At 50.9% G+C, this 19,129-nt stretch carries 17 protein-coding genes and 2 pseudogenes; 4 read left to right on the forward strand and 15 right to left on the reverse strand.

All coding sequences use genetic code 11. The features are described 5' to 3' along the window. Positions 1-70 precede the first annotated feature (70 nt). Positions 71-1,258 (reverse strand): sodium/glutamate symporter, encoded by a 1,188-nt coding sequence (gltS, locus tag T458_RS44520; RefSeq protein WP_023557574.1) that lies wholly within the window; start codon positions 1,256-1,258, stop codon positions 71-73. Beyond that, positions 1,242-2,228, reverse strand: coding sequence for a formimidoylglutamase (gene hutG / locus T458_RS44525; protein WP_031305934.1), 987 nt, complete (start codon positions 2,226-2,228; stop codon positions 1,242-1,244). The genes gltS and hutG overlap by 17 nt, the downstream gene beginning before the upstream one ends. Before the next feature lie 119 nt (positions 2,229-2,347). On the opposite strand from hutG, the gene T458_RS44530 reads away from it, so the two are divergent. The 3 genes from T458_RS44530 to T458_RS44540 all read left to right on the forward strand — a co-directional run bounded on the left by T458_RS44530 (position 2,348) and on the right by T458_RS44540 (position 4,266). Then, positions 2,348-3,229: a LysR family transcriptional regulator gene (locus T458_RS44530; protein WP_023557576.1), complete on the forward strand. Its 882-nt coding sequence runs from the start codon at positions 2,348-2,350 to the stop codon at positions 3,227-3,229. A 16-nt stretch (positions 3,230-3,245) separates the two neighbouring features. After that, on the forward strand, positions 3,246-3,572 hold the full coding sequence (locus T458_RS44535) for a YnfA family protein (protein ID WP_031305936.1): 327 nt from the start codon (positions 3,246-3,248) through the stop codon (positions 3,570-3,572). Positions 3,573-3,648: 76 nt separating this feature from the next. Beyond that, entirely contained in the window at positions 3,649-4,266 is a 618-nt protein-coding gene (locus tag T458_RS44540; protein WP_023557578.1) for a hypothetical protein, read from the forward strand. Positions 4,267-4,353: 87 nt separating this feature from the next. Here T458_RS44540 and T458_RS44545 read toward each other — a convergent pair. From T458_RS44545 to T458_RS0128975, 3 genes and pseudogenes are all read right to left on the reverse strand, one after another. Beyond that, positions 4,354-5,217: pseudogene (locus tag T458_RS44545) on the reverse strand (reverse transcriptase domain-containing protein); the annotation flags it as partial. A 28-nt stretch (positions 5,218-5,245) separates the two neighbouring features. Next, positions 5,246-6,369 (reverse strand): IS3 family transposase gene (locus T458_RS44550; protein ID WP_122915660.1). Its coding sequence is split into 2 segments (ribosomal slippage): positions 5,246-6,120 and positions 6,120-6,369, totalling 1,125 coding nucleotides; the frame shifts between segments, so codons are not numbered across the junction. A 79-nt stretch (positions 6,370-6,448) separates the two neighbouring features. Continuing rightward, positions 6,449-6,835, reverse strand: a pseudogene (locus tag T458_RS0128975) (reverse transcriptase domain-containing protein); the annotation flags it as partial. A gap of 700 nt (positions 6,836-7,535) precedes the next feature. Here T458_RS0128975 and T458_RS44560 point away from each other — a divergent pair. Beyond that, positions 7,536-8,258, forward strand: coding sequence for a Crp/Fnr family transcriptional regulator (locus tag T458_RS44560; protein ID WP_023557580.1), 723 nt, complete (start codon positions 7,536-7,538; stop codon positions 8,256-8,258). Here the strand turns inward: T458_RS44560 and T458_RS56090 are convergent. The 10 genes from T458_RS56090 to T458_RS44605 all read right to left on the reverse strand — a co-directional run bounded on the left by T458_RS56090 (position 8,239) and on the right by T458_RS44605 (position 19,125). Further along, a complete protein-coding gene (locus T458_RS56090) occupies positions 8,239-8,715 on the reverse strand; it encodes a DUF3830 family protein (RefSeq protein ID WP_023557581.1) in 477 nt (158 codons plus the stop codon). The genes T458_RS44560 and T458_RS56090 overlap by 20 nt on opposite strands. Before the next feature lie 17 nt (positions 8,716-8,732). After that, positions 8,733-9,875 (reverse strand): NAD(P)/FAD-dependent oxidoreductase, encoded by a 1,143-nt coding sequence (locus tag T458_RS44570; RefSeq protein ID WP_023558579.1) that lies wholly within the window; start codon positions 9,873-9,875, stop codon positions 8,733-8,735. Positions 9,876-9,899: 24 nt separating this feature from the next. Continuing rightward, positions 9,900-10,868, reverse strand: a complete 969-nt coding sequence (locus tag T458_RS0128985) for an ABC transporter ATP-binding protein (RefSeq protein WP_031305943.1) — start codon at positions 10,866-10,868, stop codon at positions 9,900-9,902. Positions 10,869-10,883: 15 nt separating this feature from the next. Continuing rightward, a complete protein-coding gene (locus T458_RS44575) occupies positions 10,884-11,861 on the reverse strand; it encodes an ABC transporter ATP-binding protein (RefSeq protein ID WP_171819406.1) in 978 nt (325 codons plus the stop codon). A gap of 27 nt (positions 11,862-11,888) precedes the next feature. After that, complete coding sequence (locus tag T458_RS44580; protein ID WP_171819390.1) at positions 11,889-12,950, reverse strand: M24 family metallopeptidase; 1,062 nt, start codon at positions 12,948-12,950, stop codon at positions 11,889-11,891. A gap of 68 nt (positions 12,951-13,018) precedes the next feature. Then, a complete protein-coding gene (locus tag T458_RS44585; RefSeq protein WP_023557584.1) occupies positions 13,019-14,707 on the reverse strand; it encodes a peptide-binding protein in 1,689 nt (562 codons plus the stop codon). 12 nt (positions 14,708-14,719) lie between these two features. Further along, positions 14,720-15,646 (reverse strand): oligopeptide ABC transporter permease, encoded by a 927-nt coding sequence (gene opp4C / locus T458_RS44590; RefSeq protein ID WP_023557585.1) that lies wholly within the window; start codon positions 15,644-15,646, stop codon positions 14,720-14,722. 12 nt (positions 15,647-15,658) lie between these two features. Beyond that, positions 15,659-16,621 (reverse strand): ABC transporter permease, encoded by a 963-nt coding sequence (locus tag T458_RS44595; RefSeq protein ID WP_023557586.1) that lies wholly within the window; start codon positions 16,619-16,621, stop codon positions 15,659-15,661. A 31-nt stretch (positions 16,622-16,652) separates the two neighbouring features. Then, entirely contained in the window at positions 16,653-17,828 is a 1,176-nt protein-coding gene (locus T458_RS44600) for a M24 family metallopeptidase (protein WP_023557587.1), read from the reverse strand. Positions 17,829-17,841: 13 nt separating this feature from the next. Next, positions 17,842-19,125 (reverse strand): M20/M25/M40 family metallo-hydrolase, encoded by a 1,284-nt coding sequence (locus T458_RS44605; protein WP_023557588.1) that lies wholly within the window; start codon positions 19,123-19,125, stop codon positions 17,842-17,844. Between the last annotated feature and the right edge of the window lie 4 nt (positions 19,126-19,129).

Raw genomic sequence — 19,129 nt, forward strand, 5'->3', positions numbered from 1 at the left:
AGATTGATCATACCACAAAAAATCCCTTCAGCCAGATTGTCTCTCCAGCATGAAGGGATCTTTTCTCATCTTATTTAAACAAATTGATCGTGGCGATGATTATCGGCATGCCGAACACATCAATCAGGAAGGCCCCTACGATGGGAACGACCAGGTACGCTTTTCGCGAAGGTCCAAAACGGGCCGTTACTGCCGCCATATTTGCCATTGCATTAGGTGTCGCGCCAAGACCATGTCCTGTAAAGCCTGCAACCATTACGGCAGCGTCATAGTTCTTGCCAAGCAGTCGGAAAAGAATCAAAGCACCGAACAGGACGATAAATACAACCTGTACAAACACGATGACCAGCATTGGAAGCGCAAGATCTGCGACCTCCCACAATTTGATGCTCATGAGGGCCATGGAAAGGAAAATGCCAAGTGTTACGTCGCCGATCAGGTTGATGCTCTTCATGTCGATCGCATTCGGATTGAGCTTGTCCGCGATGTTGCGCACGATGACTGCTACAAACATGGCCCCTACATAACCGGGGAGAACAAAGCCGGTTGCTGTCGAGAACAGCTCGCCCAAATACGTTCCCAATGCCATACAGAACGTGATGAGCAGTACTTGGATGAAGAAGGTATTCGTCGTAATCGGTTGTGCTTTCTCTTCTACTGTCTCGACGGTCTCTTCTGTTTCCGTTGGTTTGAGATCGTATTTGGAAACCAGGTATTTAACAGTCGGTCCGCCTACCAGACCCCCTGCTACGAGACCAAAGGTTGCCGCCGCAATCCCGATCGCCAACGCTGATTGGATTCCCATATCTTCCAGAGTTTGTCCAAACGCGCCTGCCGCACCGTGTCCACCTTCCATGGAAACGGCCCCTGCCATCATACCAATCAGAGGATGAATGCCGAATAACGAAGCCAGGGAGACACCGATCACGTTTTGTGCCAAAGCCAAGACGCCACAGGCAATCCAGTAAATGACGAGCAGCTTGCCGCCCAATTTAATCAGCTTGAAGCTTGCTCCCAGCCCTACTGTGGTGAAGAAAGTCAGCATGAACAGACTCTGCAAGGAGGTATCCAGGGTTATTTCCAAAACGCCAGTCGCTTTCAGGGCTGTTGCCACGATGGCGAATAACAGCCCCCCGACAACCGGTGCCGGTATACAGAACTTTTGCAGGAATCCCGCTTTTTTGACCAGATACGTTCCCAATACGAGAAGTGCTACCGCCAGAAAAATCGTATTTACTTGATTAAGTGCTAAAGTCATAGTTGTCTCCCCCTAAAAATGCCATGATGGCTTCATTCGTCAGATAAGCACCTAATTTCACCGTTCTTCCGTTTTCGTCCAAGACCGGATTTACTTCACAAATATCAAAAGAAAGCGTTTTCTTATGAGCGGCAACTGCGCGGATCAAGGATCGAACCAGCATGGGTGTCAAGCCAAAAGGAGACGGAGCACTGACTCCCGGAGCGAAGGCTGCATTCAAAACATCCGTGCAAAGCGTAAGCATCACATGATCATGATTTTCGATGAATGCATGCAGGGATGCCAGAATGTCTTGCAACCGTTCGCCGGCCATCTCTTCTTCATATACGTAACGAACTCCCAGCTCATCCGCTTTATCGAAGAGCTCTTGCGTATTGCCAAACCGCTGGATTCCCAGCACGTAATAGCGGCTATTCGGGTCATGCTCCAGGATTTGCCGAAACATCGTACCCGATGACGGCTGCTTTTCATAGGAGCGCAGATCAAAGTGGGCGTCAATATTAATGATCCCCAGGGAAGCATCATTTCCTATATGCTTTCGTACACCTGCATAATGTCCATACAGGGTTTCATGTCCCCCGCCCAGAATAATAGGAGTCGCCGATTTTGATAATAGTTCAGATACCGCCTGACCCAATTCCTCCTGGGCCTCCTCAAGCTTGTCGCCTTGACAAGAAACATTCCCCACATCGACAAGCCGTTTCCCTTCCGACTGTCTCCAAGGAAGACTTGCAAGCGCTTGCCTGATTGCATTCGGTGCTTGAGCCGCACCTACTCGACCTTGATTGCGCCTGACTCCTTCTTCACACTCAAACCCGATGAGGGCACATGTGCGATCCGCAGAAATCGGCATGTTTTCGAGATCTACTCGCTCCACCAGTTGATGGTAACGAAAACTGCTTCTTCTTTCCGTATGATCAATCCGACCGGTCCATACATCAGCTGAAACACTCCTAGGCAATCTATTCACCCTTTCTGAACCTTAAGTAGATTTTGTTTTTTGATTATATAATGACAAACTTATTATTTCTAATATATAATTTAAATAAATTAATAGCTTGATGCTATAAATAGTGGCAGGTGATTTACTTGGACATCAAACAATTACATTATTTTGTGACGGTTGCGGATCAGTTGAGCTACTCCAAAGCCGCACAAAGACTGCATATTTCACAGCCTTCCTTAAGCAATGCCATTAAAAATCTGGAGCTGGAGGTCGGCTCTCCGCTGCTGGAGAGAAATACCAGAAGGGTGGAATTGACGGACGCTGGTAAAATTTTATATACGAAAGCAACCCTGCTGCTTTCTCAAATGAACATGTTGAAAAAAGAAATGGAAGAAGTAAAGCTAACGGGAAGCGGCGAACTCATCATTGGCATCATTGAATCCGTCAAGCATTGGATTCCTAAAGTCATCCGCACCTATCAAGACCGCTATCCTTCCATTCACTTTAAGCTGTTGGAAGTGCTGGGTGGAAAAGCAGTGAAGGAATCATTGCGGAAATACCATACGCATCTGCTCATTACCAACCAATGTATAGAAGAAGAGGACATCGAATCACTCCCTTTATACGATGAAAAATTGGTCCTTGTCCTGCACAGAGATCATCCTTTGGCGCAGAAGGAGTCTATTCACATCAAAGATCTGGAACAGGAATCCTTCATCATCAGCACCGAAGGTTTTCAAACAAGGGCAGATATCCTGAGAGCCTTTTCACTCGAGCAAGCGACCCCGACAATCAAATTTGAGATTGAACGTTTTGAAACCGCATTAACCCTGGTTAGGGAAAATTTGGGAATTACCATTATTCCCGAAAATTATGTATCCGAACCCATGGACGCATCCATCGTCCGAAAAACGATCCATTCTCCTGCGCTGGAAAGGACCATTTATGTGGCTTATATGAAAAATCGTTATTTGGCTCCGGCAGTGCAATCCTTTTTGGAAGAAACTCGGCGCAATTTTGCCTGAATGGAAGGTGTGAAACATCGTGCTTGCTATTTTTCTATTTATTCTCGCTGGACTTGCAGAGATTGGCGGCGGATATTTGGTCTGGTTATGGCTGCGTGAATCGAAGCCGCTTTGGTATGGGATCGTCGGCAGCCTCATTCTTGTTTCTTATGGAATTATTCCTACTCTCCAAAACTTCCCTTCGTTTGGCAGAGTCTATGCTGCTTACGGCGGTGTTTTCATCGCTCTGGCAGTATTGTGGGGATGGTGGATTGACAAAAAAACGCCGGATATGTACGACTGGATCGGGGCTATGGTCTGCATCGTTGGCGTCTCGATCATGTTATGGGCCCCCCGTCATTAAAAGGAGTGGTCAACCAGAAACCATTTCCATTCCTCTGACGTCATACAAGTAACCCTATACGTTGGAGGATATCTGAATGATGCGAGTGCCACTCTGTACGCTTATCTTCGCCGCCCTTTTGCATGCCGGAACGTCCGAAGCTCCTCAGCATAGGGCGATATTGGCCGACAGTCTGATTGATTCCACATCCGCTGCTTCCAAAGCCACCCGTATTGTCCTCGCGATGACAGATGGCCTCTATAGCGTAGAGCATGAACCCGGACCCTTTTTGGGACCCAATTGGACAGGAACCTTTGAGCTCCAATTGCTGGACGATCGTCGCCAAATCGTCTCAACTGCCCGATTGAATGAGTCGTTCGAGGAATTGCGCTTTCAAAAGCCTTTTTCCTTTCAATTCTCGGATTACAACCAGGATGGTCATCCCGATTTTGCCATCGGGCAATATGCATCCAGCAATGTTTACATCTATCGGTTGTTTACGATCATCGACGACAAAATCAAGGAGCTTCCTATAGTACCCGATCAAGAGATCATCAGTTCCGAGCGTGGCTACTCCATTTTGTTTACGAAAGGGAGCCATGCATCCTTTGAAACGGTTTATTACAATAATGCAGCAGGCACATCGTTCAAACGCGTGTACGAATGGAATGGCAATGCGTTTGAACGGGTGTCGGAAACATCAAGTCAGGAATAGCCGGTTTCATATAATCGAGTAGGAGGGGGTGACTAACCCCCGTCCTCTCACACCACCGTACGTACCGTTCGGTATACGGCGGTTCATTTAGGTATGACGCAAATAGGTGTATCTGTCTGACAAACTCTTCAAACCTTGATTACGCCAGTAAGCATTATTCAATGCTCGGTGAAGAATTGGACTACATGCAATTCGCCATTGTTTCTTTCGTGAATTGCCCCATTCATAGGCTTTTTCCTTGGGAACTCCTAAGGAGATAAGCCTTTTTACTTTTGTTTTCGGGCGCTTCCACTCTTTCCAGAGACACATTCGGAGTCTTCTTCGAATCCATTCGTCAAGATGGCTGAACACCGAAGGGGTATCAGCCAAGGCAAAATAGCCACACCAACCTGTAAGGTACTCATTGAGATCGTCAATTCTGTATTCCATTGGGAGTGGTTTAGTGCGGGAGGTGATCTCCCGAATCCTCTGTTTTGCTCGCTTCAGACTATCGTTCGCTATTCGAATCTTGGGCGATTTGTTCACCGTGAAACTGAAACCAAGAAATTTACGATTCCATGGGCGATCAACGGCGCTTTTCTTCATGTTGACTTTTAGCTTGAGCTTTCTCTCAATGAACGTGGTCACGGAATCCATCACGCGGATTCCTGCCTTCTTTGACTTCACATAGATGTTGCAGTCATCTGCGTAGCGAAGGAATCGAAGCCCCCGCTTTTCCAGTTCCTTGTCGAGTTCGTGCAACATGATATTGGATAAGAGCGGACTCAACGGGCCACCTTGCGGCACCCCTTGATCGCTTTCAATTTCCATACCATTAACCATAATCCCTGATTCGAGATAGCGTCGGATGAGGGTTAGGATAGTTCTGTCTTTGACATGTTTTGCGATAAGCCCCATAAGTTTATCGTGGTTTACCTTATCGAAGAACTTCTCAAGATCCATGTCTACGACTCAACGGTATTGGATTGTCAACACCAAACTAGACAGATTTCTTAAGTGCCTGCTTTTTGTAAATCTTCGGACTAAGATAGCCCAGTGTGGAGTGGATTCTGGTTTCATTAAACCATTTCACATATTGATCTAGCTCTCTCTTTAGCTGCTCTAGTGACTCAAACTGTCGATTCCGAACAAACTCTGCTTTGATCAGCTTGAAAGTGGCTTCGGCAACAGCATTGTCATAGGGACAGCCTTTCATGCTCAAAGAACGTTTAATGTCGAACGTATTGATCACCTCGTCTATGGTGTGGTTTTTAAACTCACTGCCTCGGTCCGTATGAAAAAGCTGGATCTGGTGCAGATTTCCCTTTACGCTTGCAAAAGCTTGATAAACAAGGGCAGCGTCTTTGAATTTTCCACAACTATGTCCGATTATTTCCCGATTGAATAAGTCAATGAGCAGGCAGATGTAGTGCCATTTCTTTGCAACCCGAACATAAGTCAAGTCACTCACAACAGCTTGCAGAGGCTCCACTTTTGTAAATTCACGATTCAGTTCGTTCTGGATCGGCGATTGATTACATGACGATGGATACGGCTTATATTGAGCAACCGTGTAGACTGATACAAGGCCATGTTTCTTCATCAAACGACCAATGCGACGTCTTGAAACGATTTTTCCCTGTTTTTGTAACTCTACTTTGATTTTTCTCGCTCCATAGACGCGCTGATTCTCTTCAAAAATGCGAATGACCGCTTGTTCCACTTCATCATCCGTAGATGGTTGTTTCTTACTCTCATAATAGTAAGAACTCCGATTTACGTTAAGGATTTCGCACATAGCCGATACAGGGTATTTGTGCGTGTTTTGGCGGATCACTGCTATTTTCGTCCGAAGATCAGCGCTGCTTGCTTTAAAATATCATTCTCCATCTTTAGCCGTTGATTTTCCTTGCGAAGTTGAAGGAGTTCATTCTGTTCATCCGTACGATTTTCGCTTTCTTTGAAAGAACCAGTTGTTTTGCTCTGTTTTACCCATCGATCAAATGCAGATGCACTCAGGTCATACTCTCTCAAAATATCTGCACGTGGTTTGCCATTCTCATATAGTTGAACCATCTGTTGTTTAAACTCATCTGTAAATGCTCGACGCTCACGTTTACTCATCACATTCTCTCCGTTCTAATGGATTTGTTTTTAATCTACTAGAACTTAAGAGAACTGTCCAATTCAGTGTAGCCTATTCATATCCTTCCTCGATGTATGTCTGTGCCTTCTTGACTGCGTCATGTCCCCGTCTCCTTGGACGGAATCCATGACTATGTTCGGAGAACATAGGATCAAATATCGGAGAAAGAACCTGTGCAATTGCTTGTTGGATGAGACGGTCGATCACGGTAGGAATGCCTAATAGCCGAACACCACCGTTCAGTTTCGGGATTTCGACTCGTCGGACTGGCGAAGGTGCATAGGTTCCATTCTCCAATGACGCTCGTAGGGAGTCCCAGTTGGATAAGATATGTTGACGTAGGGATTTTACGGACATACCATCCACACCGTGGCTTCCTTTGTTCTTTTCTACTCGCTTTAGTGCCAACAGGAGGTTTTCCCGTGACAGCAGTTGTCCCATCATAAAACCAGATATCCTTTCGCGTGAACGTTCTTTCTACTTGTGCCACTCTCTATTCCGCCCTCTTGAAGTCCCCCATGGATTCACCATTTCCTCCTTCAAGTAAGTCCATCTGGATTGTCTGCATCATCATAAAGAGTGAACGCCTAGCGTCCCGTTCTTCCTAAATGTTCGGCCCTTCCCGTTTCAAGCGTCCTCTACTCCGGTACTATGGCCTCTGCTGACTCCTGACCGTTCAGTTTCTCCTAGCGGAGAAGGTTACCATGAGGGCATGGCGTCCCAGTCAGGTCTCCCCGGGTAAGAACGTTGTCTTTCCCTCCATCCACCTGCTTCATTTACTCCCGATAGCCTTTGGCAACATGGACTTCGTCTTGTATGGCAGACTCATCCAGCTATCGTTAGCCTCATATGAAGTTCGTGTTCCTCAGGCCGGAGGTTTGCCGCAGACTTCCTTCAGATTCCACCTCGCGGTGGACACCCTTGTCGTAAGCTAGTGGCTACTGTTGCCTTCGCCATTCGGGACTTTCACCCTAGAGACAACGCCCATGCCGGGCACACCACGGGAAAAAACCTCTTGGTGCCAAGAGGTTTTTGTCGTTTATTCCATTTCAAAGGGGCACTATCCCCTGTCGTTTCCAGCCTATGATATAATCCTTTTTAACAACCCTACTTTCACAATTTTCGAACAGCAGAGGTGGATACATTGCTAGAGTCCATCAGAGAAGTTTATCAGGCAACCCCGTGGCTGGAGAATCTGCCCGATCAATGGGAGCTTTTGAAGGAAGCCGGGACCCCGATAGATTGTAAAAAGGACACGATCATTTTCGAACAGGATGACGAGGCCGAGCACGTGTATCTCATCGCAAGCGGCCGGGTATGCCTGTATGCCACCACGCCAGCAGGCGAGGAGAAGGCATTAGCCTTTATCGGAAAAAACGGCTTGATCGGAGAGTACGACTCGCTTGGCAACCTGTCCCATGCCACCAGCGCCATCACGGTTTCCAAAACGGTTCTCTACAAAATCAGCACCGGCCGATTCAGGGAATTGCTGAAGCAAAACTTCCATTTGGTGGAGCAGCTGCTTCATTTTGAAAGCCGCAAATACCGCATGCTATGCGCGCAGTCCTTGCAGCTAAGCTACAGGAAGGCTCCGCACCGGATCTGTGCCACTCTCATCCAGTTGGCGCTCAATTACGGCACGCCATTGGAGCAGGATTCGATCCAGATCGCCACGACCTTTACCCATCAGGAGATGGCGAATCTGGTCGGCACGACGAGAGTCACCGTCATCAACACCCTCAAGTGGCTGGAGCGGCACCACATTTTGGAGAAGCAAAACAAATACTATGTGATAACCGATCTTCGCCGTCTTGAATCGCTTGTTCAGGATGAGACCTGGAAGCTCACTAAGCACGCTGAAGGATGATCGTCTGCTGGCCTTCCTGGATCGCCTTGGCACCCATGAGCGCAAAGGCTTCGAGATCTTCCTGGCGAATGGCTGCAAAACGGTTGCCTGGCACCCAGCCCATCGGGAAAAAGGTTCGGCAGTCCTGCCCATAAAAGCATCCCAAATCATAGATCGGTGCGGGGATGCCGTTCCAGGCATAGGGCGGCATGTACGTAAACAAGAGATCGCCGACCGCCGGAAAGCAGGTTTGATTTTCGGGTGCGACCTCATGCAACGGGGTTGTGTCGCAGCGCTCCTGTGGAAGCTGGATGGAAAGCTCTTTTCCCGTGTACATGGCATGCTTGCAGGATACCTGCAGAGGCGTTTCGAGAATCTCCCAAATCGCCTTGCACGTAATCGGTGCTTTTTCCGTCAACAGGTCTGCCCAAATCTCGATCTGATGATGGGGAAAAGACAGCTTAATCTGATTGGACATGTTCTCTCTCCCTTCCATTAGACCACCCTCGGCTCTGGAATCAGCGCATTTTGGCGGAAACGGTTAAAGTGAAGCGGCGAAATATCAACAGACGTCTTGTTTCCGATGATCGTATCCGCGATGGTCTCTCCGATGGCAGGGGCCATCATAAAGCCGTGTCCGCTCATCCCGATCGCTTGGTAGTACCCTGCCACTTCGTCCACCCCTCCAAGAATCGCCTGATGGTCTGGGGTACTGTCGTAGGTGCCGTCCACATGTGTGCGGAATTCTACTTGTTCCAAGGGCGGGAACAGCTCCATGCCTACTTCGGCGGCTTTCATCTGATAATCGAAGCTATTGTACGGCGGCTTCATATCACTGCCCAAATAGCTGAGATAGATCGTTCCGTCTGTCAATTGCTTGGCTGCGAAACCGCGCTCAAAAGAGATCAGCAGCGGCTCCAAAATCCGCTCCTCGATCCGATTGGTGTACAAAATCCGGCGAACCTCCGGCTGGATCGGAATCTCCACTCCGATGGTTGCGGCCAATTCTTTGGAGCCTAGTCCCGCGGCATTGACGACGAAGCTGCAATCAATCCTGCCCCGCCCCGTCTGCACACCCGCCACTCGATTGTTCTCCACCAGGATTTGCGGAACCTCGTCGAGAATAAACCGGACGCCTCGCCGTTTGGCCGCTGCCGCAAAGCTGGTCGTCACATGGTAGGCATCGTCAGCAAATCCATCCGTCGGGCAATAAGAAGCGGAAAGGAAGGTGTCCGTATTGACCCCCGGCACAATCTCTTTCACTTCATCCCGAGTGATAAATTTGGTGGGGATGCCCAGCCTGTTTTGCAGCTCCAGGCTCGGCTGATAGTTTTTGGCCGCCTGCTCGCTGTGAAACAGATACAGGTATCCCACCTGGCGGAACTTGATTTCATATTCCGGTTCCAGCTCGTCGTTGATCCGCTGATAAAACTCAGTCGATGCTTTGGCCATCAGACAGTTGATTTCGGTTCCCCACTGCTGCCGTACGCCCCCGGGACAAATGCCTGTGATCCCGGAAGAGATTCCCCCCTTGTCGATCACCACAATATCGGAATATCCTTTTTTTGACAAAAAATAAGCAATGGAGCAACCGATCACTCCTGCACCCACGATCACGATTTCCGCTTTTTCTCGCATGATTCTGCCTCCCTTTCCTCGTAATTATCGTAAATGACATGCGACGAGATGCCCGTTCCTCACCTCTTTTTGAGGAGGCTGAACTTCCTTGCAGATCGCTTGCGCTTCCGGACATCTGGAATAAAACCGGCAGCCCTGCGGCGGATCTACCGGACTGGTCAAATCGCCTTTCAACAGGATTCGCTCCCGCTTGATTTCCGGGCTGGACGACGGGATCGCGCTGATCAAAGCCCGCGAATACGGATGCTGCGGATTTTGAAAAAACTCTTCCTTGTCGGCCAACTCGACGATTTGCCCCAGGTACATCACGGCGATCCGATTGGAGATATGCTTGACCACACTCAAATTGTGGGTGATAAACAGATAGGTAAGCCCGTACTTTTCCTGCAAATCCTGAAACAGATTCAACACCTGCGCCTGAACAGAGACGTCGAGTGCCGATACCGCTTCGTCCATTACCACCAGCTTGGGTCTGACAGCCAAGGCCCGGGCAATCCCGATGCGCTGGCGTTGACCGCCGGAGAATTGATGGGGGAAATGGTTCAGAAAATGCTTCCCCAAGCCCACCTCGTAGAGCAGCTCTTCCATGAACGCTTCCCGCTCTTTTTCGCCTACCACCTGATGCAGCTTGATCGCTTCACCGATGATGCTGCGAATCGTCAGCCTGGGATTGAGCGAGGCATAGGGGTCCTGAAACACGATTTGCATGTCTTTTCGCTTTTCTTTGAGCGCTGCTTTATTCAAGCGATACAAATCTTGTCCTTCCAGCAACACCTCGCCCTGCGTCGCTTCGATCAAGCGGAGGATTGCTCTGCCTGTCGTCGATTTCCCGCAACCGGATTCGCCTACGAGTCCCAGCACTTCTCCCCTGGGGATGGAAAAGCTGACGTTATCCACCGCTTTCAAATAGCTGTTCGTCTTCGAAAACAAGCCCTTTTTTACGGGGAACCATTTGACGAGATTTTTCACCTCGAGAATGTTATCTTTGTGCATCAGTAGGTTCCCTCCTTATCTGGGTGACGGTTCCCAACGTTCCGTGTATTTCCAGCAGCTGACCTGACTTCCTTGGTAGTCCAGCAGCGGCGGCGCTTCCTCTACGCACAAGGGCTGCTTTTCATCGCATCTCGTACAAAAGCGGCACCCTTTTGGCATCTGCTGCAGGGTAGGTACGACACCCTTGATGACCTCCAGGCGCTCCCTGGTCTGCTCCAGAGTAGGAATCGAATTCATCAGTCCACGCGAGTAGAGATGCAGCGGTTCGCGGAAAAATTGCTTGACCTCCGCGTACTCTACCACCTGGCCCGCGTACATGACCGCCACATGGTCCGCTGTCTCCGCAATGACGCCCAAATCGTGGGTAATCAGCAAAATAGACGTCTGCAGCCGATCCTTCAGATCGCCCATCAAATCGAGAATCTGCGCCTGCGTCGTCACATCCAAGGCTGTAGTCGGTTCATCTGCAATCAACAAATCGGGCTGACAGGCCAAGGCCATCGCAATCATCACCCGCTGCCTCATCCCGCCGGAGAGCTGATGAGGATAGTCGTTCACTCTCTTCTCCGGGGCTGGGATTCCCACCAGCCGCAGCATCTCAATTGTCTTCGCCCGCGCCGTTTTTTTGTCTGCCTTTTGGTGCAGTCGGAGCACCTCCATGATTTGTTCCCCCACCGAATAGACAGGGTTTAACGAGGTCATCGGTTCCTGAAAAATCATCGAGATTTCATTGCCGCGAATCGCGCGCATCTGATCTTCGCCAAGTGCCAGCAGATTCTTGCCTTTGAACAGGATCTCGCCGCTGACTGCCCTGCCCGGGGAAGGGATCAGATTCATGACCGATAGGGAGGTTAAGCTCTTGCCGCTCCCCGACTCCCCGACTACCCCCAATGTCTCCCCTTTTTTCAATGAGAGACTGACTTTGTCCAATGCAGGAAGAAATCCATCTTCCGTGTCAAAGCCCGTACTCAGCTCTTTTATTTCCAGCAACATTTCGCTCAAGCCTACTCACCTGCTTCCTTACAGCCTGATGATGCGGGGAGATCGCGTCAGCACCCGGCATCCATCTGCCGTTGCCACGACCATATCTTCGATTCTCACGCCGCCCACGTTCGGCACATATACGCCTGGTTCCACTGTAAACAGCATCCCTGGTTCAATCCGGGCTTGGTTGTTCATCACCACACGCGGATATTCGTGAATATCCAGGCCCACTCCATGCCCGAGCCCACGCAAGCTATAGGACTCGAGATCAGCCGCCAAAAACACATCGCGCGCCAGTTTATCCACTTCGTGACACGTAGAGCCTGGCTTGATCCCCGCCACCGCTTCCTCCAACGCCTGATGCACGCAATCAAAGATTTTCTGCAACGGCGACTCCAGCTCGCCAACGATGATCGTGCGGGTGATATCCGATCGATATCCCTTCCAGGTAGCGCCAAAGTCGATTACGATCACATCATTTTCCTCGATCTTCCGGTCTGAGGGCTTGGCATGAGGAAGGGCAGAATGGGTGCCCGATGCGACGATGGTATCGAACGCAGGAGCTTCACTGCCGAGCCTTCTCATGAGGATTTCCAGTTCAATGGCGATTTCGCGTTCGCTCACACCGGGCCGGATGCTTGGCAGAAGCTTTTCCAAAGCATCCTCGGCAATTTTCAGAGACGCTTGGATGCAAGCTATCTCGCTCTCTTCTTTGACGGAACGAAGCCCGATGCAGACATCCACGAAAGGCACCCACTCCACACTGCGATTTCCTTCGCGCAAGGCTGTGATCTGGAAGTCCGTGATCTCCTTGGACTCGTAGCCGATTGTGGCAGCCCCCAGTTGGCCGATCGCTTCTGCTAATGTCGAGAACGGGTCCAATCCGTGGACGATGACCTCCCATCCCGGGGCTTCCTGCCTAGCTTGTTCCGAATAACGTTGATCGGTGACGAGCACAGCTTTCGTCGACGTTATCAAAAGATAGCCGTTGCTCCCGGTAAAGCCCGAAAAATAGGAAAGATTCTTGATCGATTGGACGAAAAATGCATCCACGCCCTTTTCCCGGATAAAATCACGGATTTTTTCCAATCTTTTCATGTTCATCTTCTTTCTGTGAAAAGGTAGTAGATCTCCCTCCCACTCCATCGGGAGGGAGACTTTCCTGCTTACTGAGTGACAGCCCAATCCTTCGCATTGAACGTAGGGCCGCGGAAATCAGGATCAAAACCAACCAATCGCTTGTTGGCCACATAAGGGGCTTCCTGCTCATAGAGAGGAATCCAGATCTCGTCCTCAGCCAGCTTTTTGCCCACTTCCCAGAAGAGGCCCTTCCGTTTTTCCATATCGACTTCGGCTACCTGCTGCTCCAAAAGCTGATCTACCTTGGGATCGGAATAGCTCACGAAATTGTAGCCGTTCGGCGGCATGTATTTGCTGCCGAAGTAGCTGCGATACTCATCCGGGTCCGCTTCTACACCGAAGCCGAGAATGTAGGCATGGTAGTCGTCAGCTGTTACCTTGCGCTGCGTGCCGTCTGCATTTTTCGGCAGCAGCTTGGTGACCAGAGTAGGGAAATCAAGCGCGCGCAGCTCCATATTCACGCCAATCTTCTCAAAATACTGTTTGATCAGAGCAGCCGTTTTTTCCCGTTCGGTTTTTCCGGTCGGCACTTCCAGCGTAAACGTCAGCTCTTTGCCGCCCTTTTCATAGATGCCTTTTCCGTTCTTCGCATATCCCGCTTCCTGGAGCAGCGCTTCCGCTTTCGCCGGATCATACGGATACTGAGGCACATCTGGATTATGGGACCAGTGATTCATGGGGAAGACGTCGAACGAAACCTTGCCGTATTCCCCTAAAATCGAGCCTACAATCGACTGCTTGTCGATCGCGTAAGCCAAGGCTTGCCGCACTTTTTTGTCCTGGAAATGCTCATTCAGCGCATTGAAGCCGATGTAGTACATGCTCAATTGATTGGCGACCTTCAGCTCTGCGTAATCAAGGGATTGGATGCTCGGAATCTCGGCGATCGGCACCGGGGCCACATCCACCTCCCGATTAATGAAAGCAGCAAGCATGGTATTGGTATCGCCGAAGCGTGCGACGATTTTGTCGAGCTTGGGCGCTCCCTTGAAGTACTCTTTGTTGGCTTTCAGCTCAATGTACTGCCCCGATTCCCATTTGACGAACTGGAACGGACCGGTGCCCACTGGATTGCGGTTGAAGTCGTGCTTCGCCCACTCCTTCGGCGAGACGTCTTTCAAGAGATGCTCCGGCACGATCCCGATAAACAGTCCCGAGAGAAACGGCGCGAATTTTTCCATTGTGGTAAAGGAAATCGTGTGATCATCGATGACTTTGATCCCCGTCACTTCCTGCGCTTTGCCCTCATGCACCTCTTCCGCTCCTACTACCGGAGACACCCGCCAGTAACCGCCTGCATCATACTCGGGCTTCGCCAGCGAAGAAAAGGTAAAGGCGACATCCTTCGCCGTGAAGGGGGTTCCATCATGCCACTTTACGTTCTTTTGCAGGTGAAAGGTATACGTATTGCCGTCTTCGGACACATCCCACTTCTCAGCGAGGCTTCCGACCATTTTCAATTCCTTGTCCGGAATGACCAGGGAATCGAAAATCATGTGCGTGACAAACGTATCGGACGATGTGGCCCAGATATGAGGATTAAGATTGCCCGGCTCGCTTTCCGAAGCGATGGTCAGACTTCCGCCTTCTGTTGGCGCAGCAGTCTCAGTCGGACTGGAAGGAGTCTGCGGCTGTGTACTGGATGAGGAAGAGCAGCCGGTCACCACGGCCAAGGCAGCCGCAAGGAGAAGAGCTAGAAAAGATCCTTTTTTCACCTGAAATACCTCCTAATTTTTTGTCTTTGGATCAAGTGCATCGCGCAGACCGTCTCCGACCAGATTGATCGAGAGAATCGTCAGCAGAATGGCGATTCCCGGCGGCGCCCAAATCCACGGTTTAAATTGAAGCACCATGATCGACGTCGCATCCTGCAGCATGTTCCCCCAGCTCGGGATCGGCTGCTGTACGCCTACACCCAAAAAGCTCAAGGCTGATTCCGTCAGGATGGCTTCCGCCGTTTGCAGCGTCGCCTGAACCGTGATCGGTGCCATGATATTTGGCAATACGTGTTTAAACACGATCACCAGATTGTTTTGTCCCAGTGCCCGAACCGCTTCGACATACTCCATCTCCCGGATCCGCAGCACCTCTCCCCGCACCAGCCGCGTCATCGTCGTCCAGCTGACCAGACCGATAATGATCATGACGTTGTAGATGCTCGGCGTCAGCATGGTAGAGACCGAGATCACGAGGAAGAGAACCGGAAAACAGATCACGATATCGGTAATGCGCATGATGATCGCGTCCACCCATTTTCCGTAGTACCCCGCCAGCAAGCCGAGGAGAACGCCGATGCAGGTAGAGATGGCGACCGCCACCAGCGCGACGCTCAAGGAAATCCGCCCTCCATAGATCAGCCGGCTGACGATATCCCGTCCCAGACTGTCCGTCCCGAGCCAATGCTCCCCGGACGGAGGCGCCATTACATTCAGCATCCCTGCCTGATTTTTTACCGATGAGTAGGGATCATAGGGAGATATCAACGGTGCGAACACGGCGGCCAGTACGAGCAGACAGAGGATGACGGCCCCGACCATCGCCAATTTGTTCTTTTTGAATCGCTTCCAGGCTTCTGCGACGATGCTGTCTTTTTTCAGGGAAGAGAGGGGCTCGGGTACGGCAGGGTTGCTTGCAAGATCTGCATGTTGGCTCATTTTCATCTCCCCTTACGAATATCGAATCCGCGGATCAGCCCACGCGTAGGAAATATCCGCGATCAAGTTCCCAAGCAGCACCAGAATCGAGGTGAACAGATTCAAGGCCATAATCACCGGATACTCGCGTCCTACGATAGCGGAGATCCCCAAGCTCCCCATGCCCGGCCAGTTAAAAATATGCTCCGTGATATAGGCGCCGCCAAACAGGAACGGAATCGAAAGGCCAAAAATGGTGATAACGGGAATAAGTGCGTTGCGCAGGGCGTGCTTGAAGATGACCACACGCTTGCTCAGACCTTTGGCATGTGCTGTCCGGATAAAATCCAGCGAGAAGACCTCCAGCAGGCTGGATCTGGTGAACCGCATGACGACGGCAACGGTAGGCAGCGCCAGAACCGCGGCCGGCAACATGATGTGTCTGGCGTAGTCGATGAACAAAGCAATCCCGGTCAAGTCTTTTCCGATCGTTTTCATACCCGAGGTTGGGAACCACCCCAGTTTCAGCGCAAAAAGGAAAATCAGGCCCAAGCCGAAGAAAAACGACGGGATTGAAATGCCCACCAGAGAAACGACCGTCAATACATAATCAGGCGTTTTGTTGCGATGCAGAGCCGAATAGACCCCTAGTGGAATCCCGATGACAAAGCTGAGCAAAAATGCCGTACAGGTAAGGAGAAGCGTCGCAGGCAATCGCTCCATAATCAATTGCGTCACTGGCTGTCCCGTCTTGATCGTGTAGCCGAGGTTTCCTTGCAAAATTTCTTTGAGCCAGTTGAAATACTGGTAGATGACCGGCTTGTTGAAGCCCAGCTCTTCTTGCACCTTTTGCATCTCGCTCAGCGGGATTTTCGGGTTGATCATGGTTTGCATGGGATTCCCCGGCGCCAGTTGCATGATGAAAAAGGTAAGCAGCGTAATCCCGATAATGATGGGAACGGCCTGCAGCAGCCGACGAATAATATAGCTAGCCACGTAAAATCACCGCCTTCTTCTTTTTGTCTGTTTAGGATGAAATCAGGATCAACTCATCCTGCCGTCCGGAGAGATATTCGATGCCTGCTTCGGTGACCAGGACATTTTCCTCCACGATGAAAGTCGGCCCGTCTTCCGGCAAAATGGTAGGCTCCAGCGTGAATACCATGCCAGGCTCGACTAACCCGTATGGCGCATTCCCGTAACGCTCCCATCTCGGTCCGAGCAATGTCCCTCCGTCATGGACATCCCGCCCGATCTGATGCCCAGTAGCGTGCGTGATCTCCGGCATCCCTCTTTTCAGCAGCAGATTGCGGGCGACCAGATCCACTTCATAGCCCTGGACACCTGGCTTCAGCGCATTCCCTGCTGCCGTGATCGCCGCGTGCGCTGCATCAAAGGCAGCCTGGATGTGCGCGGGGGCTTTGGTTTCTCCCGGCTTGAGGAAGTACACCGTCCGTGCGATATCGGAGACATAACCGTCGAAATCCACCGAAAAATCCATGATGAGCAAATCTCCGGGAACGACGATGGCTTCTCCCGGCGGGCGGTGAGCGATCCGCTCTTTCATCACGATCGGCATGGACAGGGTGCGGTCTACGCCATTGACGACCTCCCGCTTCTCCATTTCCTTGACGAAAAGCTGTCCGATCTCGATTTCCGACATTCCTGCCCGCAATTGCGCAAAGACCACGTCGTAAATCTCCTGCGTGATGACGATCGCTTGCTTGATTCGATCGATCTCCAACGGCGTCTTGATGCTGCGCAGCTTTTCCAGGAACGATTCAGAAGAGACGAATTCACCGGAAAAACAATCCTTCAGCACTTCCCGCAGCCAGCGGTAGCGCCCGGTCGTCAAACCGTCCGCCAGATTTTCCTTGCGCGAGTAATTCAGCGCGATCGTTTTGGGCTGATGCTTTGTCACGAAGGCTTGAAGAGTTTCTCCCAATTCCGTTGGGTATTTGAACACCTGATCAAACAGATTGGACTCCTCGATATCCTGCGCATCAATGCCGCTGCACATCGCGTACTTTTTGCCGTTCTTGCTGATGAGAAATGCCGCCGGCCCTACCGACTTCACGCCTGTGATCAATGGCAGGCACGGGTCGCTGCCCTCGCTGGTCAGAATCAGCCACAGGTCGATATTGCTGTCCTGCAAATAGCGTACAGCTTGGTCCATTTTTTGCTGGTTGATGACATATTTCATCTCCATTCCCCCCTTACGAATCCAAACAGATTTGTCGCAACGTTTCGGCAATCACCTTCGTGCCAAATAACAGGGAGCTGACTGGAATCGCTTCATTATGGTTGTGTACCTTTCGCAACACGTCAGCGAAGGGCAGCTGCGGCAGAAGCGGGGAAAAACCGTACACATCAGACCCTCTCGCCCCCAAAAAGCGTCCGTCAGTTCTGCCCAGTGCGAGTATCGGCAGCAGTGTAGCTTCCGGATCATGCTCACGCAATTGAGATGCAAATGCATTTACGAACTCCGAGTCCTCCAAGCTGCTCTCAAAGCCTGGTTCAAAGCTGTCGATCTGATAGCTGATGCCGAACTGCGTACACCATTCCTCAAGCAGCGCTTCCACCTCCGCCTGGCTGACATGGGGCAAAAGGCGGAATTCGATCTGCGCCTGGGCTTTGTAGGCAATGACATTGATCCGCTCTCCTCCTGCCACGGCATTGACGGTGACGCTGTTGCGCAGCACGTAATGGCGCAAATCCTTCAAGGTTGCATCCATTTCAGCTGTCCCGAGAATATCCAAAAAGCGCTTGCCCACTCCTACCATCTCTTCCGGGAACGAATAGGCGGTGGCGTGCTCGATCGCTCTGGCCAGTTTTTCGATGGCCTGCTCCTCTGGAGGACAAGATGCATGGCCGCCTTGCCCGGTGGCAAACAGCGTCGCTTTGCAAACGCCCTTTTCACCCGCTGTGATGAGCATGTAGTCTTTGTTGCCAGCCGTCAGATAGAAGCCCCCGCCTTCGTTTATCACCCATCCAGCAGGAAACCACTCAGGGTGTTGCCGGACGAGGTATTCCATGCCTTTTCGGCTGCCCTGTTCTTCATCGGCAGTGGCGATCAGATAGACATCCCGGTTCAAAGCCTTGCCCCTGGAAGCTCGCTTCAGCAGGATGAACGCCATCAGTTCCATCGTTACGAGATTTTTCGTATCCAGCGCTCCCCTTCCGTAGATCCAGCCGTCTTCTTCGACAGCGGCAAAAGGGGGATGAATCCACTGGTCCAGGCTTGCCGGCACCACATCCAAATGGCTGATCAGCAGCAGCGGGGGTTCTGGGCCGCCCTGTATTTTGGCGAGTAGATTGCCTCGTCCCGGCTCGCTCTCCACGATCTCGCTTTCGATTCCCTCAGCACTCAGTACCTTCGCGAGATAGCGCGCGCCTTCTGTCTCATTTCCGGCAGGAGCCGATGTGTTGATTCGGATCAGCTCTTTGAAGTGCTGCACCGTTTCCCTTTCCAAGTCGTGTGTCCACTCGATCGAAGACATGGCA

Source organism: Brevibacillus panacihumi W25 (assembly GCF_000503775.1).
Classification (GTDB): domain Bacteria; phylum Bacillota; class Bacilli; order Brevibacillales; family Brevibacillaceae; genus Brevibacillus; species Brevibacillus panacihumi_A.

Coding starts and splice junctions, on each gene's coding strand:
- T458_RS44570 (WP_023558579.1), bottom strand. CDS start 9,875: ATGCGAGAAAAAGCGGAAATCGTGATCGTGGGTGCAGGAGTGATCGGT.
- T458_RS56090 (WP_023557581.1), bottom strand. CDS start 8,715: ATGTCCAATCAGATTAAGCTGTCTTTTCCCCATCATCAGATCGAGATT.
- T458_RS44575 (WP_171819406.1), bottom strand. CDS start 11,861: ATGTTGCTGGAAATAAAAGAGCTGAGTACGGGCTTTGACACGGAAGAT.
- gltS (WP_023557574.1), bottom strand. CDS start 1,258: ATGACTTTAGCACTTAATCAAGTAAATACGATTTTTCTGGCGGTAGCA.
- T458_RS44580 (WP_171819390.1), bottom strand. CDS start 12,950: ATGAAAAGATTGGAAAAAATCCGTGATTTTATCCGGGAAAAGGGCGTG.
- T458_RS44600 (WP_023557587.1), bottom strand. CDS start 17,828: ATGAAATATGTCATCAACCAGCAAAAAATGGACCAAGCTGTACGCTAT.
- T458_RS44540 (WP_023557578.1), top strand. CDS start 3,649: ATGATGCGAGTGCCACTCTGTACGCTTATCTTCGCCGCCCTTTTGCAT.
- T458_RS0128985 (WP_031305943.1), bottom strand. CDS start 10,868: ATGCACAAAGATAACATTCTCGAGGTGAAAAATCTCGTCAAATGGTTC.
- T458_RS44605 (WP_023557588.1), bottom strand. CDS start 19,125: ATGTCTTCGATCGAGTGGACACACGACTTGGAAAGGGAAACGGTGCAG.
- opp4C (WP_023557585.1), bottom strand. CDS start 15,646: ATGAGCCAACATGCAGATCTTGCAAGCAACCCTGCCGTACCCGAGCCC.